The organism is Streptomyces shenzhenensis, assembly GCF_003688995.1.
In the GTDB taxonomy this organism is placed as follows: Bacteria; Actinomycetota; Actinomycetes; order Streptomycetales; family Streptomycetaceae; genus Streptomyces; species Streptomyces shenzhenensis_A.
In genome coordinates this window covers 89622-114376 of sequence record NZ_PENI01000027.1, presented here as the reverse complement: position 1 = coordinate 114376, position 24755 = coordinate 89622, and the positions used below count along the sequence as shown (strand labels likewise).

The following is a 24755-nucleotide window of genomic DNA, read 5'->3' as shown; positions in this document are numbered from 1 at the left end:
GATCGGGTTCGGCGAGGCCGCGGCCGCGGCGCATGCCGCAGGCGATCCCGGCGCCTTCCCGGCATAGAGTGGCCGCGGGAACGGGGGCGGGGCGGATGAGCGACGGGGCACGACCCCTGTGGCGGCAACGGGACTTCGGGATCTTCTGGACCGCGCAGACCCTCTCGGTCCTCGGTGACTCCTTCGCGCTGATCGCCCTGCCGCTGCTGGTGCTCCAGGCCACCGGCTCGCTCGCCCGGATGGGGCTGCTGACGGCGGTCGGCGCCGCGGCCTCCGTACTGGCCGCGGTGTTCGCCGGGGCGCTGGTGGACCGGGTCGACCGCCGCAGGCTGCTGATCGCCTGCGATCTGCTGCGCATGGCGCTGTACGGGCTGGTCCCCCTGGTGTGGGCGTTCGGCCCGCGCATCTGGCTGCTCTACGCGGTCCTCCCGGTGTGCGAGGCCGTCGGCATGCTGTTCGCCGTCGGGTACGTCACCGTCGTGCGCGGGCTGGTCGGCCGGAGCCGGCTGACCGAGGCCAACGGCCGGCTGAACGCGACCGCCGCGGCGGCCGGGGTCCTGGGGCCGCTGGGCGCGGGCCTGGTGGCGGCCTGGACGGGACCGGCCGCCGCCGTGGGCGTGGACGCGGCGAGCTTCGGGGTGTCGGCGGCGTGTCTGCTCTTCGTACGGCTCGGGAAGCGCGCCCCGGACGGCGCCGAACGGCCCGGGCACGCCGGTCTGTGGAGCGACCTGCGCACGGGTGTGTCCTTCCTCCGCCACCACCCGGTGCTGCGCGCCCTGACCGCGCTCCTGTTCGTCTTCAGCTTTCTCACCCTGGGCCTGACCGACCTGGTCATCTACCACCTCAAGTACGACCTCGGCCGCCCCGACGGCACGGTCGGCACCGTCATGGCGGCGGGCGCGCTGGGTACGATCGCGGGCTCCCTCCTCGTCGCCCCGGTCCGCCGACGGCTCGGCTTCGGGCCGGCCTGGATCGGCTCGGTCGCGGTGTGCGGCCTGGCCTTCGCCGGCCTCGGCCGGGTGCAGGAGGTCGCCGCTGTCGCCGGGCTGAGCGCGGTCTTCCTGGCCTGCGTCGGCATGGCGGGCACCTGCTCGATGTCACTGCGTCAGGAGGTCACCCCGGAACCCCTGCTAGGCCGGGTCACGTCCGCCTTCTGGACCCTCCAGTACGCGGCGGCGCCCATCGGCGCGGCCGTCCTCACCTGGTCCGCGGAACGGTACGGGACGGCCCCGGTCGCCGCGCTCGCCGGGGTGTGCTGCGTGCTGATCGCGACGGCGGCGCTGACCACACCGGTCCGCGGCGCGTGACCGGTGCCCACGTCGGTCAGCCCAGGGGCGAGAAGACGAACGAGAACTCGGCCGGCTCGGCCCGTAGGCGGTACCGCGGGAGCGGGCCGGGACCGCAGGACTGCGAGCCGATGCCGTGCTGGCCGTGGTCGAGGTTGACCCACACCGTGTCGCCGGGCGTGAGGTCGCTGAGGTGCGCCGCGGCGTCCAGGTGCTCGGTGGTCCAGCGGCGGGCGGTGAACCAGAACTCCGGGTCGCCCTCGACGCGCAGGCCGCCGATCTCCGCCCAGCGGACGTCGGCCCGGGCACCGTTCTCCTGCGGGCGCACGTACGGCGTCTGCAGATCGTCGACCGTGGACTCCCAACGGCCCGGCAGCGCGGCCGACCTGGTGTCCGGGTACGCCTCGCCGGGACCGCCGCCGAACCAGCGCACCCGGTCGGCCGCGGACAGCCCGAAGCGGATGCCGAGCCGGGGCAGCGGCACCGTCCAGTCGCCCTCCGGGGACACCGACACCGTCAGCCTCAGCCGGCCCCCGTCCGACGTCCAGCGGTACACCGTCGCCAGGCCCACCTCCCGGGCGGCGGGCGCCACCCGGGTGCGTACCGTCAGCGCGTCGCCCTCGGCTTCCACCGCGTCGAGGCGGTGCCGCATGCGGTGCAGGCCCAGCCGGCGCCACAGCAGCCCGTAGCGGGTGTCGGTCTGCCAGGCCGCGCCGTCGTCGTTGTCGGTCGTCGCCCGCCACACGTCCAGCCGCAGACCGGTGACCGGCACCGCGCCGATCGCCGTGAGCGCGCCGGTACGGGCGTCGAACGCGGCCGGGCCGAGCGTGATCCGCCGCTCGCCGGTCACCGGTCGGGCGGTCGCCGCGACGGACGGCATTTGGCGCGCGGTGACCGGGAACCGGCCCCAGGCGACCACATGGCCGCGCGGCCCCCACGCGGTGTCGGCGGCCAGCACCGCCCGTACCGTCCCCTGTGTCTCGCCGGGGCCGGCCGGTGGCGGTGGCGGGAGCTTCACCTCGGCCGACTCGCCGGGGGCCAGGGCCGGCACCGGCAGGTCGCCCGACTCGACCGTCTCGCCGTCCACCTGGTAGGCCCATGTGAACGCGAACGCGGACAGATCGGCGAAGTCCTGCTTGTTGACGATGCGTACGGTGCCGCCCGCGCCGTCCCCGTCGATCCCGACGGGCTCGATCACCTTCTTGTACTCGATCAGGCCGGGGGAGGGCCGGCGGTCCGGGAACAGCAGCCCGTCGCAGACGAAGTTCCCGTCGTGCAGCTCCTCGCCGAAGTCGCCGCCGTACGCGAAGCCGTACCGCTCGTCCTCGATGCCGTGGTCGATCCACTCCCAGACGAAACCGCCCTGGAGCCGCTCGTACGACTCGAAGATCCGCTGGTAGTCGGCGAGGCCGCCGGGGCCGTTGCCCATGGCGTGCCCGTACTCGCACTGGATGAAGGGGAGCCGGCGGCGCCGCCCGGTGCCGCCGTCCAGGCCGCGGCCGATCCGCTCGACCTCGGCGTGCGCGGCGTACATGCGTGAGTACACGTCCGTGTCACGGCAGGTGAGGTCGCCCTCGTAGTGGACGAGCCGCGAGGAGTCCCGGCCGCGGATCCACTCGGCCATCGCGGTCAGGCCGCGGCCGGTGCCGGCCTCGTTGCCGAGGGACCAGATCAGCACCGACGGGTGGTTCTTGTCGCGCTCCACCGTCCGGGCGGCGCGGTCCAGCAGGGCCGGGGTCCAGCGGTCGTCGTCGACGGGGTTGTCCCGCCAGCCCTGCTCGGTGAAGCCGTGCGTCTCCAGGTCGCACTCGTCGATCACCCACAGGCCCAGCTCGTCGCAGAGCGACAGGAAGGCGGGGTGCGGCGGGTAGTGGGAGGTGCGCACGGCGTTGATGTTGTGCCGCTTCATCAGCAGCACGTCCGCGCGCATCGTCTCCCGGTCGAGGGCGCGGCCCCGGCGCGGATGCCACTCGTGCCGGTTGACGCCCTTGAACAGGACCGGCCTGCCGTTCACCTTGATCAGCCCGTCGGCGAGCGCCACCGTGCGGAAGCCGATGCGCAGCGGCACCCGCTCGCCCTCGGTGGCCAGCACGCCGTCGTACAGCGTCGGGGTCTCCGCGGTCCACGGCTCGACCGGTACCGTCACCGGCTCGCCGGTCGCGACGTCGACGCCGAGGTCCGGCACGGTGACCCGGCCGGGCACGTCCGAGTCGACGCGCAGCGTGCCCGCGCCGGAGACATGGTCGTAGGAGGCGTGCACGAAGAAGTCGCGGACGGCGCCCGCCGGGCGGTGCAGCAGGGTGACATCGCGGAAGATGCCCGGCAGCCACCACTGGTCCTGGTCCTCCAGGTACGAGCCGGCCGACCACTGGTGGACGCGGACGGCCAGCACGTTGCCGCGGGGCCGCAGCAGCTGCCCGACGGCGAACTCGTGCGGCAGCCGGGAGCCCTTGAACCCGCCGATGTCCGTGCCGTTCAGCCAGACGCGGGCGCAGGACTCCACGCCGTCGAACCGCAGCACGCAGCCGCCGTCGGCGGGCCAGTCCGCGGGCAGGTCGAAGACGCGCAGATGGTCGCCGGTGGGGTTCTCGGTGGGCACGCGCGGCGGGTCCACCGGGAACGGGTAGCGGTGGTTGGTGTAGATCGGGGAGCCGTGGCCCTGGAGGACCCAGTGGCCGGGCACCGACACCTCCGCCCAGCCGCCGGAGTCGTACCCCGGCTCGGCGAACGCGGCGTCCTCGGCGTCGGCCGTCGGCGACAGACGGAAGTGCCAACTGCCGTTCAGGGACAGGGAAGCGGCATCGGACGAGGCGTACCAGGCCCGGGGCGGCAGGGTCCCCGAGCCGGGCGAGACGTCCTCGACGTAGTCAGCGGTACGGAAAGACATCGGTCTCCTTGCCGGAAGGACGGTGGCCATGGGGATGACCCCAGGAAGTACTGCCGGAAGAGACACCGGACGAAACGACGAAACACAGAACGGCACCGGGCGGGGGAGCGCGGACTGCGGAGGCCGAGCGGGGAGTGGCGTTCGACAAGGGCTGGGGAAAGGGGCTGCGCGAAGTCAGACGCCCAGCGACTCGCGGACGAAGGCGTTGGTGAACTTGCCGGTCGGGTCGAGGGACTTGGCGAGCGCGAGGAAGTCGTCGAGGCGCGGGTACCGGCCGCGCAGCACGGCGGCCGGCGCGGTGAACACCTTGCCCCAGTGCGGGCGCGGCGCGAAGGGGTCGAGCGCCTGCTCCAGCCGGCGCACCACCGGCAGCACCGCCGCCATGTCGTCGACCCAGGTGAAGTGCAGCGCGACCGAGTCCCGTCCGTGGGCGGGGCTGAGCCACTGGGGGTCGGCGGCGACGGTCCGCACCTCGCAGGTCTGCAGGACGGAGGCGACCGTCTCCCGGATCGCGTCCACCGCGTGCAGCGCGTCCAGCGCGGCGGTACGCGGCAGCAGGTACTCCGACTGGAGCTCGTCGCCGCTGCTCGGGGTGAACTCCGCCTTGAAGTGCGGCAGTCGCTCGTGCCACGGCCCGGGCACGCCGAACTGCTGGGTGCAGTTGACCGCGGGCATGCCCGGCACCGGGTGCATGGCCTCGGTCGCGGGTGCCGCCCAGGGGAAGCGGGGCGGCGCCTGGTCGGTGCGCCGCTTGAGCCACACCTGCCGGAAGCCCGGCTGCCGCCAGTCGGTGAACAGGCTCACGCTGTACGCCGAGGCCGCGACCGTCTCGAAGTCCAGCCCGGCCAGCGGCAGTTCGGTGAACACATGCTGCTCGACCCGGTAGGCGGGTTCCAGGTCGAGGGTGAGCGCGGTGACCACGCCGAGCGCGCCGAGGGAGGTCACCGCGCCGTCGAAGCGGGCGTCGCCGCGGGCCACCGGCACCGTCGAGCCGTCCGCCGTGACCAGCTCCACCTCCCGCACCGGCGCGGCCAGCGAGCCGTTGCCGATCCCGGAGCCATGGGTGCCGGTGGCCACCGAACCGGCCACCGAGATATGCGGCAGAGAGGCCATGTTGGGCAGGGCCAGACCGTGCGCGTGCACCGCGCGGGCCAGTTCGGCGTAGCGGACGCCGCCCGAGACCCGTACCGTACGGGCCGCGGTGTCCACGTCGAGCAGCCGCGGCAGATCGGCGATCGACAGCAGGACGCCGTCGGGGCCCGGGTCGGCGATCCCGTTGAACGAGTGGCCGCTGCCCAGCACCCGGATCCGCGCGTTCGCGGCCACCAGGGACCGCAGCGCGTCCAGCGACCGCGGGCGGTGGTACTCCTCGGCCGTGTAGGTGATGTTGCGTGCCCAGTTGGTGACCTGCTGCGTCATCCCTGTCACCCCTCTCGGTGAGTGTTCATGCCCCGACCCTCTCATCCGCCCCACGCCCCGCCCCCGCCCCCCTGCCACCGGCCGGGCACCCAGCCGCACGGCACCTCGGGGGAGCCCTCCGACCGGGCTGGCGCCCAGGGCCCCGCCCCGGCCGGCAGCGTGCCCTGTCGGCCCCGGCCACCGCGTCCAGCCGCACCGCGAGCACCCCGTACACCCGGTCCGCCCGGGGGCCCGGCCCGCGGCGCGGCCCGGGGCACCTGCTCGGTGACCCGGTCGGCCACCGCGCCGAAGACGTCGCGCTTGTCGCGGAAACACTGGCCGAGGACGGGCCGAAAGACCCCGGTGGCCCGCGCGACCAGGTCCGTCGATGGCCCGTGCTGCGCGGCGCACGGGGGACCCGGCATGTGCGGCGCGCGGGTGGGGGCATACCGTGAGGAGTCGAACGCCTGAGCCGGGAGGAGAGACGGGATGGATAGCCGCACCGCGCTGGTCGAGGATCTGATGGAGCGGTTCCCGCATGTACCGCGGGAAGCCGTCTTCAAGGAAGACCTGCTCCGGGGCGGTGTCGCCTTCGACGCGTCCGCCCTGTCGGACAACGAGGACGGCGAGGTCAAACCGAAGTCGTACTTCATCTTCTCCTTCGACCACGGCACCCTGCCGGAGCTGGGCGAGGCCGCGCTGCGCCGCCCGCCGGAGGAGATCATCCTCACCGGCGGCCCCTACGACCTGCGCCGGACCGTGGTCTCCGTGCGGGTGAACCCGTCCTCGCCGTACCGGGTCGCCGCCGACGACGAGGGGCTGCTCGGCCTCTACCTCGACGGGAAGCGGATCGCCGACGTCGGCGTGCCGCCCATGCCCGAGTACTACCGGCACACCCTCTCCAACGGGAAGTCCGTGATGGAGGTGGCCCCCACCATCCAGTGGGGCTACCTGATCTACCTCACCGTCTTCCGGGTCTGCCAGTACTTCGGCGCGAAGGAGGAGTGCCAGTACTGCGACATCAACCACAACTGGCGCCAGCACAAGGCGGCCGGGCGGCCCTACACCGGCGTGAAGGACGTCGAGGAGGTCCTGGAGGCGCTGGAGATCATCGACCGGTACGACACCCAGCAGGCGTCCACCGCCTACACGCTCACCGGCGGCGCCATCACCAAGACGGTCGCCGGGCGCGACGAGGCCGACTTCTACGGCCACTACGCCAAGGCCATCGAGGAGCGCTTCCCGGGCCGCTGGATCGGCAAGGTCGTGGCGCAGGCGCTGCCGAAGCCGGACGTGCAGCGGTTCAAGGACTACGGCGTACAGATCTACCACCCCAACTTCGAGGTGTGGGACCGCCGGCTGTTCGAGCTGTACTGCCCGGGCAAGGAGCGCTACGTCGGCCGCGACGAGTGGCACCGGCGCATCCTCGACTCGGCGGAGGTCTTCGGCGCGCGCAACGTCATCCCGAACTTCGTGGCGGGCGTGGAGATGGCCGAGCCGTTCGGCTTCACCACCGTCGACGAGGCCATCGCATCCACCACCGAGGGCCTGCGCTTCTTCATGTCGCACGGGATCACGCCCCGCTTCACCACCTGGTGCCCGGAACCCACCACCCCGCTCGGCAAGGCCAACCCCCAGGGGGCGCCGCTGGAGTACCACATCCGGCTGCTGGAGGCCTACCGCGCCACCATGGACGACTTCGGCCTGTCCTCCCCGCCCGGCTACGGCCCGCCCGGACCCGGCCACGCCGTCTTCTCCGTCAGCTCCTTCATGGACAGCCTCCCCGCCCAGGAGCCGGCCGGGGCCTGACCCCCCGCCCGCCGGACCGGGGCCCGTCCCGAGGGTTCCCGGTCCCGGCGTGAACGGATACGGCGTGAACGGATACGGCGCCACGGTGAGTCGAAACCCGGTCGCGGTCCGTACAGGAGGGCGGAGTCGAGGCTCGCGGCGGACCCGGGCGCACACCGCGCCGGACCGCCCCGCACGGCACCCGCGCGACGGACCGACGCGCCGCGCGCTGCCCGCAGCCGGAATTGAATACGCAGCTTGTCAGTTGTGTCGAAGGCGTGAAAAGCTCGGGCCCTGCCGCGAGGTTCCCCCCAACTCCTTTGCCGATATGGTGAGTTGACCTCGCTCGTGATGCAGGAGACCCATGCCCGACCTGCCGACCCCTCAGGATGCCACCGAGGCCGCGCTGTTCACCGAGTACTGGGACGCCGTGCTCTCCTTCGCCGACCTGTGCACATCCGGCGCCCAGACGGCCAACCAGCTGGCCACGGAGGCGTTCGCGGCCGGCCTGCGCGAGGCGCGCGCCGAGGGGTCCTCGCCGGTGCGTGCCGGCCGGCGCGCACCGCGGCTGCCCATGATTCCGCTGCTGCTGACCGCCGTCCGCACCGCGGCCGCCGGCTGGGAGGCCGACGGGCTCGGCCACCGGCTCGACCCCGATCTGCGGCTGTGGCTCAACTCCGACAAGGCCGCCCGCTACACCGGGCCGCCCCTGCAGCGCCCGGTCGCCCTGCGCGGCCTCAGGGACCTCCAGGAGGCGGACGCCTCGCTGCTGTGGCTGGTCGAGGTGGAGGCGCTGCCGCTGCCCGTCGTCGCCCGCCGGCTCGGCCTCGACCCGGAGGTCGCGAGCCAGGAACTCGAGCAGGTGCGGGCCCTGTTCCGGGACCGCAGCCACCGCGCCCATCTCGACACCCCGATGGACGCGCAGTGCCGCAGCTACGTCCGGCTGCTCGACGCCGTCACCCGCTCGTCCGGCGCCGACACCCCCGACGACCTCTCCCGGCACCTCGCCACCTGCGTCCAGTGCGCGGAGGCCGCCGCCTGCCTGCGGCTGCACGGCGGCGGGCTGCCCGCGGCGCTCGCCGGCGGGGTCATCGGCTGGGGCGGCCTCGCCTATCTGGAGCGCCGCCGCCGGGCCGCCGAGGTACGGCTCGGCGTCGGCCGCCCAGGGGCGGCGGCGGAGCGGGAGACCGGCGACCCGAAGGAGGACACCGGCCGCGGCCGGCTGCTGCGCGGCGGCCTGCTCGCCGCTGCCGTCCTGCTGTCGATGCTGGCGCTCGGCGTGTCGATGATGCCCTTCGGCGGCTCCGACGAGGACCGGACCGCACGGCCCGACGACCGGCAGCCGGTCGCCGATCCCAGTGTGCCGCTGCCGTCCGCCGACCCCTCGGGGCCCGCACCCACCGCCCGCTCCACCGCCCCCGCCGCGTCCAGTACCGCGGTCGGCACCGCGGCCGGGTCCGCCGGCCACGACCCCGACCCGGAACCGCAGGGCACCTCCTCGGCCACCGCCCGCGGCTCGGCCACCGAGCCCCGGCAGGAGGCCGCCTGCCGGTTCGAGTACGAGCAGGTCAACGAGTGGCCCGACGGCTTCCAGGCCACCGTCACCATCACCACCGCGGAGGCCCTCACCGACTGGCGCGTCTCCTGGTCCTTCCAGGACGGCCAGCAGGTGAGCCAGATGTGGGACGCCCGCGTCAGCCAGCGCGGCACCCGGGTCACGGCCACGGCCGCCGACTACAACAGGTCCGTCGCCGCGGACGGCAGCCTCAGCTTCGGCTTCCTCGCCTCCTGGGACGGCACGAACTCCGCGCCTCAGGCGTTCACCCTGAACGGAAGCCCCTGCGCGGCCCGTTGACCCCATGCCCACCATGGCCTGCCCGTCCGCGCAGGCGTCCCCGCGCTTCCGGGCGACGAGGGCTACCGACCGACGGCCTGCCAGACGGTCTTCGTCTCCAGGAACGGTGTGATGCGGGCGAGACCCGGCAGCGCGTGCCAGTCGGGGGACGGCTCCCGGCGCAGGACCCGGGTGAGGGTGGCCGCCGCCGCGGACTCCAGCTCCGTGGCGAGGTCCCCCGCTCCCGACAGGTCGAGTGCGTTGACGTCGGCGTGCGCGGCCAGGGTCGGGGCGATCTCGGCGGTGCGGCCGGTGAGGATGTTGACGACACCGCCGGGAAGGTCCGAGGTGGCCAGCGCCTCGGCGAGGGCGATGGCGGGCAGCGGGGCTCGCTCGCTCGCCACCACGATCGCCGTGTTGCCGGCCGCGATCACAGGGGCGACGACCGAGACCAGCCCCAGCAGCGGTGAGTCCTGGGGGGCGAGGACCGCGACGACGCCGGTCGGTTGGGGGGCGGAGCTGTTCTCGAACGGTCCCGACACGGGGTTGCTCGTGCCCAGTACCTGCGCGATCTTGTCGGTCCATCCCGCGTAGTAGACCCAGCGGTCGATCGCGGCGGAGACGATGTCCTGCGCCGTCGCCTCGCTGACGCCCTGCGCGTCGACGGTCTCCTGGACGAAGTGGGCATGCCGGCCCTCCATCATCTCGGCGATCCGGTAGAGGATCTGGCCGCGGAGCTGGGCGGTCCTGGCGGCCCACGGGCCGAACGCGGCACGGGCCGCGACGACGGCGTCCCGTGCGTCCTTGCGCGAGGCGCGCGCGGCGTGGGCCAGGTGGGCACCCTCGGCTGAGTTCACGGGGATGCTCCTGCCCGACTCGGAGCGGGGGAAGGCGCCGCCCACATAGAGCTTGTAGGTCTTGCGCACCGCCAGCCGCCGGGGTTCCGGTCCGGGGGACGCGGGTGCGGGGTCGGGTGCCGTGGCCGTGTCAGCCATTGAGGTATGCCTCCAGTCCGTGCCGTCCGCCCTCGCGTCCGTAACCGGACTCGCGGTAGCCGCCGAAGGGGCTGGCGGGATCGAATTTGTTGAAGGTGTTGGCCCAGATCACGCCGGCGCGCAGCCGGTCGGCCGTCCACAGGACGCGGCTGCCCTTCTCCGACCAGATGCCGGCGGACAGGCCGTAAGGTGTGTTGTTCGCCTTCTCGACGGCCTCCTGCGGGGTGCGGAAGGTCAGCACGGAGAGCACCGGGCCGAAGATCTCCTCGCGGGCGATCCGGTGCGCCTGGGTGATTCCGGTGAAGACGGTGGGGGCGAACCAGTAGCCGCGGGAGGGCAGTTCGCAGGACGGGGACCACTCCTCGCCGCCCTCCTCCCGGCCGGTCCTCGCGAGATCCTGGATGCGCGCGAGCTGTGCGGAGGAGTTGACGGCGCCGATGTCGGTGTTCTTGTCCAGCGGGTCGCCGAGCCGCAGCCGGGCCATCCGCTCCTTGAGCCGGTGCAGGACCTCCTCGGCGACCGACTCCTGCACCAGCAGCCGGGATCCGGCGCAGCACACGTGCCCCTGGTTGAAGAAGATGCCGGTGACGATCCCCTCGACGGCCTGGTCGAGCGCGGCGTCGGCGTAGACGATATTGGCCCCCTTGCCGCCGAGTTCCAGGGTGACCCGCTTGCGGGTGCCGGCGACGGTCCTGGCGATCTCCCGGCCGACCCCGGTGGAGCCGGTGAACGCCACCTTGTCCACACCGGGGTGGGCGACAAGGGCACGGCCGGTGGCGCCCGCCCCGGTGACGATGTTGACGACGCCGGGCGGCAGTCCGGCCTCCTGGCAGATCTCGGCGAAGACCAGGGCGGTCAGCGGGGTGGTCTCCGCGGGCTTGAGGACCACGGTGTTCCCGGCGGCGAGCGCGGGGGCGATCTTCCAGGCGAGCATCAGCAGCGGGAAGTTCCACGGGATGACCTGGGCGGCGACGCCGAGCGGCCGCGGTGCGGGAACACCCGGCAGCGCGAAGGGGAGTTTGTCGGCCCAGCCCGCGTAGTAGAAGAAGTGGGCGGCGGCGAGCGGGATGTCGACGTCGCGGGTCTCCTTGATGGGCTTGCCGTTGTCGAGGGACTCCAGTACGGCCAGTTCGCGGGCGCGGTCCTGGATGATCCGGCTGATCCGGTAGAGGTATTTGCCGCGTTCGGAGGGGCTGGTCCGGGACCAGACGCCGTCGAAGGCACGGCGGGCCGCGGCCACGGCGCGGTCCAGGTCCGCCTCGGTGGCCGTGGCCACCTCGGCGAGCGCTTCCTCGTCGGCCGGGTTGACGGTGGTCATGGTCTGCTCGCCGGGTTCGGTGAACTCGCCGTCGATGAAGAGTCCGTAAGCGGGGCGCAGCGAGACCACGGCCCTCGATTCGGGCGCGGGCGCGTAGACGAGGGCCCCGGACGCGGAGGCCGGCCGGGCGGTGGCCGTGGCGGTGGCGGCGGGTGTCGAAGGGGAGTCGGGGCCCGGGTGAGGGGCGGGGCGGGGCGTCGGGCGGGGGCGGTCGGACATGCGTGCCTGGTCCCTTTCAGTCTGCGGAGTAGTAGTCGGGACCGGGGTAGGTGCCGGTCGTCAGCTTTGCCCGTTGCATCAGCAGGTCGTTGAGCAGGCTGGAGGCTCCGAAGCGGAACCAGCGGGGGTCGAGCCAGTCGGGGCCCACCGTCTCGTTCACCATGACGAGGTTGCGCAGCGCGTCCTTGGTGGTGCGGATGCCGCCGGCGGGTTTGACGCCGACCTGCCGGCCGGTCGCGGCGCGGAAATCGCGTACCGCCTGGAGCATGATCAGGGTGACGGCGGGGGTGGCGGCGGGTGCGACCTTGCCGGTGGACGTCTTGATGAAGTCGGCCCCGGCGTACATGGCGAGCCAGGAGGCGCGGCGTACATCGTCGTAGCTCGCCAGTTCGCCGGTTTCGAGGATGACCTTCAGATGGGCGGGCGGGCCGTCGGGCCGGGCACATGCCTCTTTGACGGCGACGATCTCGTCGTACACCTTGCGGTGGTCCCCGGCGAGGAACGCGCCCCGGTCGATCACCATGTCGATCTCGGTGGCCCCGCCGGCGACGGCGTACCGGGTGTCGAGGAGCTTGGCCTCCAGCGGTGCACGTCCTGCGGGGAAGGAGGTGGCGACGGAGGCGATGCCGACCGGGGTGGATCCCAGAGCGCGTGCCGCGACCGGTACGAGGTCGGGGTAGACGCAGACGGCGGCCACCGGCGGGACCGTGCGGTCGGCAGGGTCGGGCAGCAGGGCCTTCGCGCACAGGGCGCGTACCTTGCCGGGGGTATCGGCGCCCTCCAGGGTCGTCAGGTCGACCATGCGGATGGCTAGGTCGATGGCGTGTGCCTTGGCGGTGGTCTTCACCGAGCGGGTGGCGAGGTCGGCGACACGGGCGTGGACGCCCGCCTCGTCGACACCGGGCAGTCCGTCCAGGAGGGCGCGCAGCGCGGCGTTGCCGCCGGCGGGGGAGAGCGGCGCCGGGGCGGGGGTGGCGGTGTCAGGCACGGGAGCCTCGCTTCTCTATGAGCATGTTGAGGACGAGTGCGACCACGAGGATCAGTCCGGTGACGACCATCTGGAAGAACGAGCCGAGGCCCATCAGATTGCACAGGTTGCGCAGCACGGACAGGAGCAGTACGGCGACGAAGGTGCCCATGACGCCGCCGCGCCCGCCGAAGAGGTTGGTACCGCCGAGGACGACGGCGGCGATGGCGTCGAGTTCGAGGCCGCTGAACGCGGTGGGCTGGCCGATGGTGAGCCGGGAGGTCAGCAGCACCCCGGCGAGGGCGGAGAGGCAGCCGGAGATGGCGAAGACCGCGGTGATCACGCCGCGTACCGGCAGTCCGGAGAGCCGGGCGGCCTCCTTGTTGCTGCCCACGGCATAGATGTACTCGCCGAAGGTGGTGCCGCGCAGGAGCAGCCCGGCGGCCACGGCAACGGCGACGAAGATCAGCCCGACGATGGGTACGTAGCCGATGAATCCGCCGCCGAGGAGCTGGAAGGCGTGCGGGATGTCACCGCCGGCCGGCTCGCCGTCGGTGAGCAGGTAGGTCAGGCCGCGGATGCCGGTCAGCCCGGCGAGGGTGGTCATGAACGCGGGCAGCGAGAGATAGGCGGAGAGCCCGCCCATGACGGCGCCGAAGAGGGCGCCGGCGGCCAGGCTGACGGCGATGGCCAGCAGGAAGTTGATGTCCTTGTCGATGAGCAGGGCGACGGTCATGCCGCCGAAGGCGGCCACGCTCCCGACCGACAGGTCGATGCCGGCGGTGAGGATGACGAGGGTCATCCCGACGGCGACGATGCCGGTGAGCGCCGACTGCTGGAGGAGGTTGGACAGGTTGCGGGTGGTCAGGAACTCGGGGGCGAGCAGGCTTGCGACCACGCACAGCGCCAGGAAGACCAGCACCAGGTTGAACCTGACGACGAGGTCGGCGCCCCGCCGCCGGGACGAGGAGGTCCGCGGGCTCCGGCCGCCGGGGGCCGGTTTCGGCTCGGCCACCGTGGTGGATGTGCTCATGAGGGTGCTCCAGGGGGTGTCGCTCCGGTGGGTGTCGCGCCGGTGATCACGGTGTGCGCGATGGTGGTCTCGTCGGTGGTGCGGGGGTCGAAGCAGGCCACGTTGCGGCCTTCGTGCAGCACCCAGATGCGGTCGGCGTTGGCGGTCAGCTCGCTCAGTTCGCTGCTGGCGAGGAGCACGGCCACGCCCTGGTCGGCGAGGTGGCGTACCTGCCGGTAGAGGTCGGCCTTGGCCCCGACGTCGAGGCCCCGGGTGGGTTCGTCGAGCAGCAGGACCCGCACACCGCCCTTGGTGATCCACTTGGCCAGGACCACCTTCTGCTGGTTGCCGCCGGAGAGTTTGCCGACGAGCTGGTCCGGTGAGGAACTGCGCACCCCGAGACCGGTGAGGACGGGCGCGGAGAGCCGACGTCCCAGGCGGCGGGGGAACAGCCAGGGCGGACGGCCGAGCGCGGTGACGGCGGCGTTGCGGGCGACGGAGAGCCCCGGCATCAGGCCCTGTTCCTTGCGGCTCTCCGGAACGAGGGCGAGTCCGGCCCGTACCGCCGCCGCGGGGCTGTTCAGCCGGAGATCCGTGCCGTCCAGAGCCACGGAGACGGTGGCCGGGGTGTCCCCGAACAGGGCCTTGAGCAGGGTGGTGCGGCCCGCGCCGCCGAGCCCGGCGAGTCCGACGACCTCGCCGGCCCGTACCCCGATGCCCGCGATGTCGATCAGCCCGGGACTGCGGACGGAACGTATCTCCAGCAGGGGGCGGCCTTCGGGCCTCGGCCGGTCGGTGGTCCTGACGAGTTCCCGGCTCTCGCCGATCATGTCGGCGACCAGTTCGTCGGCCGTGGTGGTGGCCAGGTCCCGGACGGCGACCGAGCGGCCGTCGCGCATCACGGTGGCGCGGTCGCCGATCTCCATGACCTCGTCCATGCGGTGCGAGATGTAGATGACGGAGCGGCCCTGCGCGGTGAGGGAGCGGATCACCTGGAACACGGTGCGCAGATCGCTCTCACCGAGGGTGGCCGAGGGCTCGTCCATGACGATGACGCGAGCGTCGGCGGTGAGCGCCCTGGCGATCGCGGTGAGCTGCTGGGCGGCGATGGGCAGATCGCGTACCGGGGTGTGGACGGAGAAGTCCCCGCCGACCCGGGCCACGGCGGCACGTGCCAGTTCCGCGCGCTGCCTGCGGCGTACGACGGGGCCCCAGGACGGCGCGTGGCCGAGCAGCAGGTTCTGGGCGACCGTCAGATCCGGTACGAGATCCAGCTCCTGGTAGATCACGGCGATACCGGCGGCCAGTCCCGCCTGGGGGCTGGTGAGCGTGACGGGTTCGCCGTCGAGCAGGATCTCGCCGGCGTCCGGCCGGTAGGAGCCGGCCAGGATCTTCATCAGGGTGCTCTTGCCCGCGCCGTTCTCGCCGAGCAGGCAGTGCGTCTCGCCGGGACGCACCACCAGCTCGGCGCCGTCGTTGGCGAGGGTGCCGGGGAAGCGTTTGACGATGCCGCGCATGGCCAGCCGGGGTGTGTCGTCCCGGCCGGTGGCGGGTCCGGCGGTGTCGTGAGGGCTCATGGCTCCTCCTCTCGGGCTCCTGGTGCTCACAGCTCCTCGCACTGGTGCGGGTTGAGCAGGTGGGACGCCGTGAGATGGTCGGTGACGAGGGTGTTGCAGAGGCCGCTTGCGACCACGGCCGCGCACACCGCGTGTTTCGCGGTGCCCGAGACGACGGCCACGGACACGGCGCTGTTGCGCAGGTGGTCCAGCGGGAGCCCGAGGGTCCGGTCGTCCAGCGGCCGGTCGACGATCGCTCCCCGGGCGTCGATGAAGCGGCCCGCGACATCGCCGACGGCTCCCGCCGCGGCCAGCGACGCCAGGTCGTCCGCGGTCAGGTAACCCGAGCTGACCAGCACCGAATCGGCTCCGATGCCGCCGGGACTGAACAGCACGGTGTCCGCGGCCGCGGCCTGGGTGAGGACATCGGCGACCGCGCTGTCCTGTTCCAGGAGCCGCCGGGTGGTCTCCTGCTCCACGATGGACGGGACGGGCAGGACGCTGAGGGTGCCCTGCGCGAGGTGGGCGATCCGGCCCGCCATGTCCTGGGCGGAGGTGGGAGTACGGGAGCGACTGAGCCCGCCGTTGATCTGAACGACATGGACACCGGTCGCCCAACCGGGCTGGAGGCGCGCGGCGAGCAGGTCGAGCGTGCGGCCCCAGGAGACGCCCAGCTGGCGCGGTGCCGGATGGAGCCGGGCGAGATAGTCGGCCCCGGCCTCGGCGACCCTGGCTCGCAGCCGCTCGTCGTCGTCCGCGCGGTCGGCGGCGACCACGACGGCATCGCGCAGCCCGAAGACCTCGCGCAACCCTTCCTCCAGGCCCCGCATGCGGGCCTTGGGGTGGCGGACCTCGATCCGCACGATCCCCGCCTGCCGGGCCTCGGCCAGCAGCCGGCCCACCTTCCAGCGGGTGAAGTGGAGTTCCTCCCCGATCTGTTCCTGTGTCCGGTTCTGCTCGTAGTACAGGGAGGCGACCTGGTAGAGCAGGGTCTCGTCCTCGGTGCTGGTCATCCGGACCTCCTTGTCCGATGCCCGGGTCAGCCCGGTTGGCGGTCCGGCGCGCTGAGCCGGTGGGCGATCGTGCGGGTGGCCTCGGTGGCGGCGCGGTAGTCCGCGTAGCCCCGTTCGAGAGCCTCGCGGTGCGCGGGGTCCGGTTCGACGATCCGCACCCGGGGGGCGAAGCCCGCGGCGGCCTCGGTGAGCGAGGCGGCCTGGCCGGACCCGGCGGCGGCGGTGACCGCGCAGGCCCGCAGGGTCAGGTTGTCCTCGGCGACCAGCCGCAGCGGGCGGCCGAGGACGTCGGCAGTGGTACGCAGCCACAGCGGGTTGTGCCGGATACCGCCGGAGACGAACACCTCGTCGACGGGGACCCCGCCCTCGACGAACGATTCGAGGACCTGCCGGGTGCCGTAGGCGACGCCTTCCACAGCGGCCCGGTACACCTCCTCGGGACGGCTGCCGAGGGTCAGCCCGAGCACGGCGCCGCGCAGCCGCGGGTCGCGCAGCGGGGTGCGGTTGCCCATGAAGTAGTCGAGGACCATCAGCCCGTGCGCGCCGGGCGGCAGCGCCGCGGCCTCCTTGATCAGCGCCGGAAGTTCCGTTCGGGGCCGGCCGAGGAGCTGTTCACCTGCCCAGGTGAGCACGGATCCGGAGGTGACCTGGCCTCCCTCGACCAGCCACCGTCCGGCGTTGAGGGCGTCCGGGTAGGGGCCCCACACCGTGGGCGGGAAGACGGGTTCGTCGATCTCGGTGACAAAGGCGGTGGAGGTGCCGGAGACGACCGAGACCCGGCCGGGGCGCGCACCGCCGACGGCGAGCAGGGAAAGGTGCGCGTCGATCCCTCCGGCGCAGACCACGGCCCCGCCGGTGATGCCGAGTTCGCCGCGGGCGCTCGCCCGCACCGGGGCGACGGGGTCACCGACCGGGACGATGCGGCCGGGGAGCTTGTCGCGGAGGTCGGGCACGCCCAGCTCCGCGTAGAGGTCGTCGGGGAGCCCGGCGCCGCGCGGGTCGTAGTTCCACTTGCAGACGGCGTTCATCCGTGAGCCGGTCCACTCGCCGGTGAGGCGCCAGACGAGGTAGTCGACGGCTTCGGTGATGTGGTGGGCCGCCCGGTAGGTGTCCGGTTCGTGCCGGGCCAGCCACATGGCCTTGGGCACGAGCCACTCGACCGCGTCGGAGCCGCCCGCGTAGCGCAGGACCGGATGGGCCGACGCCGCGGTGAGCGCGGATTCCGCGCTGGCCCGGCTGTCCATCCAGAGCAGCGCGGGGCGCAACGGCCGTCCCGCTCCGTCGAGTACGGCGACGGTGGACGCGGTGGTGGCGACGGCGACCCCGGCGACCGGGGGCGAGCCGGCTTCGGCGAGGGCGGCGCGGGTGGCGATGACCACGGCCCGCCACCAGTCCTCGGGGTCCTGCTCGGCCCGCCCGGGGTGCGGGAAGGCGGTGGGGTAGCCGCTCTGGCTCGTCCCGAGAGTCGCGCCGTCGGCGCTGTACACGGCGACACGAGCGCTCTCCGTGCCCAGGTCGATGGCGAGGAGCGCGGTCATGGACGGTCTCCGTTCGGCAGGAAGAGCACCTTGGAGCTGAACATGGAGCGCTCGCCGAGCCGGTGCAGGGTGGCGGAGACGTCGTCAAGGCCCAGTTCGTGAGTGATCATGAACTTCCAGCGGAGGCTGCCGTCGCCCATGGCGCGGGCCGCGGTGCGCCACTCGTCCCCGGGGAAGGGCGCGGAGAAGGAGTTCCAGGCGCCGTGGAGGGTGACCTCGCGGCGCAGGAAGTTGCTGAAGGTGGCCTTGGGCAGGACGACGGGGTCGTGCGGGATGCCGATGAAGACGGCCTGCCCGTGCCGGGCGGCGAGGGAGACGGCCTGGTCGGCGGTGGCCGGCACGCCGGCGGACTCGATGATGACGTCGTAGCCCCGGCCCGCGAGTTCGGTGGCCCGCTCGGGGGTGGCGGCCGTGTGGGTGGCACCGGCCTCCAGGGCCATGGCCGCCTTCTCCTCGCTGATGTCGATGGAGAGCACCTCGCTCGCCCCGGCGAGCCGGGCCCACTGGATGGCGAACAGGCCGATGGGGCCGGCACCGACGACGGCGACCCGGTGGCCGGTGCGCAGTTTGGTGCGCCAGACGGCGTGCAGGGCGATGGCGGCCGGGTCGAGCATGGCGGCGGCGCGCGGGTCGAGGTCGGCGGGCAGGACCAGCAGATTGCCCTCGGGGACGGTGACGTACTCGGCGTAGGCACCGGCCCGCCGGCTGCCGAAGTAGTCGTAGTCCTCGCAGAGGCTGAAGTGCCCCTGGGCGCAGGGGGCGCAGCGGCGGCAGGGGATCAGGGGCGGTACGGCGACGAGGTCGCCCTCCTTGACCGTGCCGGCCGCGGCGAGTTCGGCGCCGAGGGCGACGACGTGACCGGAGAATTCGTGGCCGCAGATCAGCGGGAGGTGGTAGGAGCCTCCGGGGCGCAGCATCCTGGCTATGTCGGAGCCGCAGACGCCGCACGCGGCGACGCGGACGAGCGCCTCCCGGGGCGCGGGCTGCGGTACGGGCACCTCCTCGACGCGGATGTCGCCCGGGGCGTGGAGCAGGGCGGCTCGCATGGTCTGCGGCATGTTCGTATCGCTTTCTCGGGTAGGGGCAGGGCCGTGGCCGGTTCCGGCCTGCTGCGTGCTGCTCGACGTCATTCCTTGCCCGCGAGGGCGAAGGTGGTGGAACCGGTGTAGTCGGCGGCGTTGTCGCGGTCGATCAGCCCGGTTCCGGCATCGACGTCGGCCGCGACCTTCTTGCCCTTCTGGACGTCGAGCGCGGTCTGTACGGCGGTGGCGCCGAGCGAGATCGGGTCGTTGAGGGCGGTGGCGAGGTAGGGGCCGCCGCCGGCGATGGACTTCACGGCCTCCATCAGTCCGTCGACGCCGGCGACCTTGACGTCGGTGCGGTTGTTCTCCTTGAGCACCTGGAGCGCGCCGAGGGCCATGTCGTCGTTGTGCGCGTAGACGGCCTTCACGTCGGGGTTGGTCTGGATGAGGTCCTGCACGGCGGTGACGGCCTTGGAACGGATGTAGTCGCAGTACGGGCCCGCCACGATCTTGATCTTGTTGTTGGCGGCCACGGCCTCGTGGAACCCGGCGCTGCGGTCACGGGCGACCGCACCGCCCGCGTCTCCCTTGATCTCGATGATCTTGCCGCCCTTGGCGCCGAGGGCCTTGGCGACCTGGGCGCCGACGAGCCGGCCCATCTCTTTGTTGTCCCGCCCGACATGGGCGGCGGCGCCGGAGGGCACCGGACGGTCGACGGTGACGACCGGGATCCCGGCCGCCTCGGCCGCGGCCAGTCCCGCCTTGACGCCCTTCGGGTCGACGGGGTTGACCAGCAGCACGTCGACACCGCGGGTGATGAGGTCCTGGATGTCGTTGTTCTGCTTCGTCACGTCGTCGCCCGCGTCGGCGAAGTTGAGCTTGACACCGGCCTTCTTGGCGGCCTGCTCGGCACCGATGCGCAACTGCACGTAGAACGGCGACTGCTGGGTCGCCTGGCTGAAGCCGATGGACAGCGTGCCGGTGGTCTTCTTGTCGCCGCTGTCTCCACCACTCGGAGTGGTGGAGACGGAGCAGGCGGCAAGAGAGAGGACAGCAGACGCCGATGCAAAGATCCCGAAGATGCGCTTGATACGCATATGGGCCTCCTGATGTGGTTCCTGGCGACGGACAGTAGGTCCGGAGTTAACGTCGCGGCAACACATGCGGATTTTTTTGCTCTTGTGAGCAGAGCGACGGAGGCATGCCGCGACCGACCGATCACGGAAGGTGGCGAAGACGGTGGATGTTGCCGGGGCACACCCCGTGCAGGTTCTTGCTGCGTGAACTCGATGATCCGGAGTGGCTGGAGTGGCCGCGAGATCACAGCCGCAGCCAGACCGCAGGCCTGTTCGGCGGCCTGGAGGCCCGACTGGCGAGCGAACGCGGATCGTGGTCTGCGTCATCAAGTTCGGGTCCCTCGCCCTGATCGGCGCAGACAACCCCGGCGCCGTCCTCGGTACCGAGGAGGCCCGGGCCGATGGCGCGCTGGAACCGGTACAGGATCTGCTTGAGCCGCCGCTTGACCGCACCGAGGTCGGCTGCGGCCAGGTGGCCCCTGCCTCAAGGGTGTCGGCCGTGCGGTCGGGCAGCACATCGGGCGTCCGCCCGGTGGCCAACGGGATGCGCGGCAGGGCACACAGGGCCGTGCGACGAGACAGGCCCCCGCTCGGCCCGCCAACTCCTTGACCAAGGACTGGACTTGCCTGGCCGGACGGGCGGTGCGTCGCTGATGCCGGCTGACGCACTGCACCTGACTGCCGCGATCACTCACGAGGGCGAGTGGTACGTGGCTCGCTGCCTCCAGGTCGAGGTCACTTCCCAGGGTGAGACCATTGAGGAATCCCTGGAGAATCTGCGCGAGGCGTTGGAGCTCTACTTCGAGGACGCTCCCGTGCCCGAGGTCACCGACGTGATCACTGCCCCGGTCGAAGTGCGGCGCGTCGCATGCCAAGTACCGTAACGGCGAATGGCCCGTCATCGTCGATGGCCTCGAAGAGCGCCTGAAGTAGCTGAATATGCCCGACGGGCGTATGCGCTCCGCCCTCGGTGAGGGGCGGCGTGGCGGTCAGACGGTTGATTGCGGGGGCGTCTCGTCAGGTGGTGTGCGAGGTGGGGGTGGCGATGAGGCTGATGGCGCCGAGGTGGGCCCGGTGGCGGCGGAAGACGCGGCGCATCTCCAGGACGCGGTGCCGGGCCACCGGGTCGCGCAGGGCCCGGCCGGCGATCCGCATGGCCTGCCCGAATCCCTCGTCCGCGATGAGCCGGCGCGGTTCGAGCAGGGCCATCGGCGTCCTCCGGCGGGTGGTGACGGTGAAGTCCTCGGCGGCGAGCAGGGCGACCCAGCCGTGCGGGGTCAGCGGGCGGGCGCCGACGTGGATGGCCTCGCCCAGATCCTTCGTGATCGCCTCGGCGTGTTCCCGGTCGAGTTCGTCGGGCAGCAGGCACAGCTCGTGGATGGCGTACCGGCCGCCGGTGCCGGCGAGCAGCCGCCGGGCTTCGCGCACGATGCGGCGTTTGGCGGGGTCGGGCTGCATGGTCAGCATGGCTTCCCCGTACACCGCGGTGGCGCTGCCGGTCGGCAGACCGGTGTCCGCGGCGTCGGCCCGTACGGCCGCCACTTCGGTTGCGCCGGGTGCGGTGAGGGCGCCCAGCCGTGCCACGGCGGTGGGGTCGCGGTCGACGGCGGTGTAGGAGCCCGGATGGCGTGCGAGGGTCAGTCGGGCGGTGGCTCCCAGACCGGCGGCCAGCTCCACGACTCGGTCGTCCGGGCCGAGGGCCAGATTGTCGAGCATCCAGCGGGTCAGTTTCACGCCGCCCGGGCGCAGGACACGCATGCCCAGGCGGGCCAGCAGCCAGTGGCCGGGCATGCGGGCGGCGTCGAGTCCGTCGCCGGGAAGGGAGTTGTTCTTCTGCAGGGCCGAAGGGTCCGTCGATGCCATGTTCGCGCCTCGCTCTCTGCCCGCGCTGTAGTACTTAGGCGAACCTAATCGTGGGGAGGGGCGGGGTGCGGGGGCCGAACGTCCCGAGTGAGGGGCCCGGTGGGTCCGGTCCTGGCAGGCGGCTGCGGCAGGCCGTGCGGATCGCCGGCCGGACCCTGGGCGACCCGGTACGGCCTCCAGGACACCCCGGCTCGGCGAAATCTGGTTACGGTACCGTAGGTTACGGTACCGTAAGTAAGGGTTCCGGACCCAGCGACCATCCCTGCGAGGACCCATGAGCACATCCCGGACGACGACCGATCTGCCCTGGCTGATCCAAGGTGGAATGGGGGTGGGGGTGTCCGGCTGGCGCCTGGCTCGTGCCGTCGCGCGTACCGGGCAGTTGGGGGTCGTCTCCGGTACCGCCCTGGACACCCTGCTGATCCGGCTGCTGCAGAGCGGTGACCCCGGCGGCCACCTGAGGCGGGCACTGGCCGCCTTCCCCGTACCGGAGCTCGCGGATTCCCTGCGGGAGCGCTACTTCGTCGAGGGCGGGATCGGCGCCGGCGAGCGGTTCGCGGCCGCACCCCGGCTGACCGCCGACGAGGCGTGTCCCGCCCGGGAGCTGACGGTCGTGGCCAACTTCTGCGAGGTGTGGCTCGCCAAGGAAGGGCACCGCGGACCGGTCGGCGTCAACTACCTGGAGAAGGTCCAACTCGCCACGGTCCCCGCCCTGTTCGGCGCGATCCTGGCCGGCGTTGACTACGTCCTGGTCGGCGCGGGCATTCCCGCACAGATCCCGGGCATCGTGACCCGGCTCGCCCAACTGCAACCCGTCACCGCGCGGTTGGACGTCGACGGTGACGACACACCCGTGGAGCTGAGCTTCGACCCGGCCTCGCTGCTGTGCGGGGCGCGGCCGGAACCCCTGCGCCGTCCCGACGTCCTGGCCATCATCTCTCTGCCGGCTCTGGCGTCGTATCTGAGCCGTTCCGCGCAGACCACGCCGGACGGCTTCGTCATCGAGGGCCATCGCGCCGGCGGGCACAGTGCGCCGCCGCGCGGGCCGATGCGCCTGGACGAGCAGGGCGATCCTGTCTACGGCCCCCGGGACACCCCCGATTTCGCGAAGATGGCCGCCCTCGGCCTGCCCTTCTGGATCGCCGGCGGACAGTGCGGACCGGAACATCTCCGTCGAGCAAGGGAGTTGGGGGCGGCCGGCGTCCAACTCGGCAGTGTCTTCGCGCTCTGCGAGGAGTCCGGCCTCGATCCGCGGCTGCGGCGGGAGCTGGTCGCGCGTGAGCTTCGTGACGAGCTGATCGTGCGCAACGATCCCGCCGCCTCTCCGACTTCGTTTCCGTTCAAGGTCGCCGACCTGCCCGGCACGGTGGCCGACCCCGCCGTGAACTCGGCGCGCCGCCGGGTCTGCGACCTCGGATATCTGCGCACCCCGTACCGCACCGAGCGCGGACTCATCGCCTATCGTTGCCCGGCGGAGCCCCGCGCGGCCTACGTCCGCAAGGGCGGTTCCGCCGAGCAGGCGGAAGGACGGCAGTGCCTGTGCAACGGCCTGCTGGCCGCCGTCGGACTCGGCCAGCGCCGCCCACGCGGCGTGGTGGAACCTCCCGTCGTCACCATCGGCCAGGACCTGGGCTTCCTCCGACAGATCGCCCCCCAGGGCCGGCCGTACGGCGCGGAGTCGGTGGTGCGATGGCTCTCCGAGGGCCTGACGGAAGCACCCGTGTGAGCGGCGTTCCGGGTGGCCTGGCCATGAGCCGGTCAGCGACGGCGACTTGGCCGTGAGCTTGGGAGCGCAGGTGCACAGCGCGTTCAGGTGAACAGACCCGTGCTCGGATACCGTTCGCCGGTGTCGGGCAGGACGACGACGATCAGCGCGCCCAGATGCTCGGGTCGACGCGCGATCGCGGTGGCCGCGTGCAGGGCTGCTCCGCTGGAGGTACCGGCGGCGATGCCATAGGTGCGGCGCGGGTCTCTCCCTGGGCCCGGGTCAGCGGGACGCGGCAGACGGAGTCGTGGACCGTGGTGTCGAGAACGTGGGGATGAACCCGGCGCCGCGGCCCTGGACACGGTGCAGGCCGGGGGGAGTCACCGGAGGGCACGGCCGCCTCGTCCGGCTCCACGACCACCACAGTGACCTCCGGCTTCTTCTCCTTCAGCGCCTGGCCGACGCCGGTGACGGTGCCGCCGGTGCCCACGCCGGCTACCAGGATGTCGACCTGGCCCGCGGTGTCCCGCCGGATCTCCTGGGTGGTGGTGCGGCGGTGGGCGTCGGCGGCACGGTGTTGCTGGTCAGCGACCGGCCGGGAGCGTCTGGAACGAGGCCGGCGTCCGAGATAGGGCTGCATGAGGTCCCGCCGGCCGAACTCAACGCGGCCACGCACCTCGACTCCTCTTGCCACATGGTCGACGCCTGCCAGGTCCGAGCCTCAAAAGGGGGAGCCACAGAACACCCTTCCCTTCTGGATCGCCCCGCGTACGAGCGTCCGCGAGATCCCGGACGGCATCACGATCGCGGACACCGCGACGACGCCGCTGCCGGAGCAGATGGGGAACCGGCGGTGGTTCCGGGGTCTCGGATCAACTCCTGCATCTCGAAGCACCGGTTGGGCCACACGAGGAAGTTCGGGGAGCGGACATTCGGAATTCATCCTTCCTCCCCCGAATTCTCTTAGGTTGACGCGGCCATGGTAGATCTTGGTTGAAGTGTGCTGGATGTGGGGGGAACTGTGAGAGTTCGTCGTGCACGTGGCCGCTGGAGAGCGGGTCGAACCGTCGTGCTTGGCGTGGGTATCGCTGTGACGGTCGGGCTGCTGCCGATGGGGACTTCGCCGACGGCCGTAGCTGCCCCGGCCACCACCACTGCGCCGAGCGCAGCCGTACAGGCATCCTCCGAGGGTGGGCTTACCGCGGCCACCGAGGCGGAGGCTTTCGCCCAGGCCGAGCGACTGGGCAAGAAGGTCGAGATCCTGTCCTAACGTGGAGA

At 72.4% G+C, this 24755-nt stretch carries 19 protein-coding genes and 1 pseudogene; 6 read left to right on the top strand and 14 right to left on the bottom strand.

Translation table 11 applies throughout. The features are described 5' to 3' along the window. Nucleotides 1–95 precede the first annotated feature (95 nt). Nucleotides 96–1307, top strand: a complete 1212-nt coding sequence (locus CTZ28_RS33055) for an MFS transporter (protein WP_121893406.1) — start codon at nt 96–98, stop codon at nt 1305–1307. 16 nt (nt 1308–1323) lie between these two features. Here CTZ28_RS33055 and CTZ28_RS33050 read toward each other — a convergent pair whose 3' ends face one another. Both CTZ28_RS33050 and CTZ28_RS33045 read right to left on the bottom strand, forming a co-directional pair. After that, on the bottom strand, nt 1324–4173 hold the full coding sequence (locus CTZ28_RS33050; RefSeq protein ID WP_121893405.1) for a glycoside hydrolase family 2 TIM barrel-domain containing protein: 2850 nt from the start codon (nt 4171–4173) through the stop codon (nt 1324–1326). A 174-nt stretch (nt 4174–4347) separates the two neighbouring features. After that, complete coding sequence (locus CTZ28_RS33045; protein ID WP_310887638.1) at nt 4348–5592, bottom strand: FAD-binding protein; 1245 nt, start codon at nt 5590–5592, stop codon at nt 4348–4350. Nucleotides 5593–6060: 468 nt separating this feature from the next. Between CTZ28_RS33045 and CTZ28_RS33040 the strand changes: the two genes are divergently transcribed. Both CTZ28_RS33040 and CTZ28_RS33035 read left to right on the top strand, forming a co-directional pair. Beyond that, nucleotides 6061–7380 carry a radical SAM protein gene (locus CTZ28_RS33040; RefSeq protein WP_121893403.1) on the top strand — a complete coding sequence of 440 codons (1320 nt, stop codon included), beginning with the start codon at nt 6061–6063 and terminating at the stop codon, nt 7378–7380. Between the two features lie 343 nt (nt 7381–7723). After that, nucleotides 7724–9214, top strand: coding sequence for a cellulose-binding domain-containing protein (locus CTZ28_RS33035; protein ID WP_121893402.1), 1491 nt, complete (start codon nt 7724–7726; stop codon nt 9212–9214). 62 nt (nt 9215–9276) lie between these two features. Here CTZ28_RS33035 and CTZ28_RS33030 read toward each other — a convergent pair whose 3' ends face one another. The 10 genes and pseudogenes from CTZ28_RS33030 to CTZ28_RS49735 all read right to left on the bottom strand — a co-directional run. Then, the gene (locus CTZ28_RS33030) at nt 9277–10188 is read right to left on the bottom strand and encodes an aldehyde dehydrogenase family protein (protein ID WP_121893401.1); all 912 of its coding nucleotides are present in this window, start codon (nt 10186–10188) and stop codon (nt 9277–9279) included. Beyond that, nucleotides 10181–11725 carry an aldehyde dehydrogenase family protein gene (locus CTZ28_RS33025; protein WP_121893400.1) on the bottom strand — a complete coding sequence of 515 codons (1545 nt, stop codon included), beginning with the start codon at nt 11723–11725 and terminating at the stop codon, nt 10181–10183. The genes CTZ28_RS33030 and CTZ28_RS33025 overlap by 8 nt, the downstream gene beginning before the upstream one ends. A 16-nt stretch (nt 11726–11741) precedes the next feature. Next, nucleotides 11742–12713, bottom strand: a complete 972-nt coding sequence (deoC, locus tag CTZ28_RS33020; protein WP_121893399.1) for a deoxyribose-phosphate aldolase — start codon at nt 12711–12713, stop codon at nt 11742–11744. Then, on the bottom strand, nt 12706–13725 hold the full coding sequence (locus CTZ28_RS33015; RefSeq protein WP_121893398.1) for an ABC transporter permease: 1020 nt from the start codon (nt 13723–13725) through the stop codon (nt 12706–12708). Before CTZ28_RS33015 ends, deoC begins: the two co-directional genes overlap by 8 nt. Then, nucleotides 13722–15281, bottom strand: a complete 1560-nt coding sequence (locus CTZ28_RS33010) for a sugar ABC transporter ATP-binding protein (RefSeq protein ID WP_121893397.1) — start codon at nt 15279–15281, stop codon at nt 13722–13724. Before CTZ28_RS33010 ends, CTZ28_RS33015 begins: the two co-directional genes overlap by 4 nt. 26 nt (nt 15282–15307) lie before the next feature. Then, nucleotides 15308–16273 carry a sugar-binding transcriptional regulator gene (locus CTZ28_RS33005; RefSeq protein WP_121893396.1) on the bottom strand — a complete coding sequence of 322 codons (966 nt, stop codon included), beginning with the start codon at nt 16271–16273 and terminating at the stop codon, nt 15308–15310. A gap of 26 nt (nt 16274–16299) precedes the next feature. Further along, nucleotides 16300–17811 (bottom strand): FGGY-family carbohydrate kinase, encoded by a 1512-nt coding sequence (locus CTZ28_RS33000; protein WP_121893395.1) that lies wholly within the window; start codon nt 17809–17811, stop codon nt 16300–16302. Next, on the bottom strand, nt 17808–18869 hold the full coding sequence (locus CTZ28_RS32995) for a galactitol-1-phosphate 5-dehydrogenase (RefSeq protein WP_220795470.1): 1062 nt from the start codon (nt 18867–18869) through the stop codon (nt 17808–17810). The genes CTZ28_RS33000 and CTZ28_RS32995 overlap by 4 nt, the downstream gene beginning before the upstream one ends. Nucleotides 18870–18937: 68 nt before the next feature. Beyond that, the gene (locus CTZ28_RS32990; RefSeq protein ID WP_121893394.1) at nt 18938–19930 is read right to left on the bottom strand and encodes a substrate-binding domain-containing protein; all 993 of its coding nucleotides are present in this window, start codon (nt 19928–19930) and stop codon (nt 18938–18940) included. 369 nt (nt 19931–20299) lie between these two features. Then, nucleotides 20300–20574, bottom strand: a pseudogene (locus CTZ28_RS49735) (ISL3 family transposase); the annotation flags it as partial. Here CTZ28_RS49735 and CTZ28_RS32985 point away from each other — a divergent pair. Further along, nucleotides 20563–20793, top strand: a complete 231-nt coding sequence (locus CTZ28_RS32985; RefSeq protein ID WP_121893431.1) for a type II toxin-antitoxin system HicB family antitoxin — start codon at nt 20563–20565, stop codon at nt 20791–20793. The pseudogene CTZ28_RS49735 and the gene CTZ28_RS32985 overlap by 12 nt on opposite strands. A gap of 133 nt (nt 20794–20926) precedes the next feature. On the opposite strand, the gene CTZ28_RS32980 is transcribed toward CTZ28_RS32985, so the two are convergent. Beyond that, complete coding sequence (locus CTZ28_RS32980; protein WP_121893393.1) at nt 20927–21772, bottom strand: class I SAM-dependent methyltransferase; 846 nt, start codon at nt 21770–21772, stop codon at nt 20927–20929. Nucleotides 21773–22046: 274 nt separating this feature from the next. Here CTZ28_RS32980 and CTZ28_RS32975 point away from each other — a divergent pair, with 274 nt between their 5' ends. Continuing rightward, nucleotides 22047–23498 (top strand): nitronate monooxygenase, encoded by a 1452-nt coding sequence (locus tag CTZ28_RS32975; protein WP_121893392.1) that lies wholly within the window; start codon nt 22047–22049, stop codon nt 23496–23498. Nucleotides 23499–23640: 142 nt separating this feature from the next. Here CTZ28_RS32975 and CTZ28_RS32970 read toward each other — a convergent pair whose 3' ends face one another. Then, the gene (locus CTZ28_RS32970; protein WP_121893391.1) at nt 23641–24153 is read right to left on the bottom strand and encodes a pyridoxal-phosphate dependent enzyme; all 513 of its coding nucleotides are present in this window, start codon (nt 24151–24153) and stop codon (nt 23641–23643) included. Nucleotides 24154–24555: 402 nt separating this feature from the next. On the opposite strand from CTZ28_RS32970, the gene CTZ28_RS48850 reads away from it, so the two are divergent. Beyond that, entirely contained in the window at nt 24556–24747 is a 192-nt protein-coding gene (locus tag CTZ28_RS48850; RefSeq protein WP_259471924.1) for a hypothetical protein, read from the top strand. Nucleotides 24748–24755: the final 8 nt, after the last annotated feature.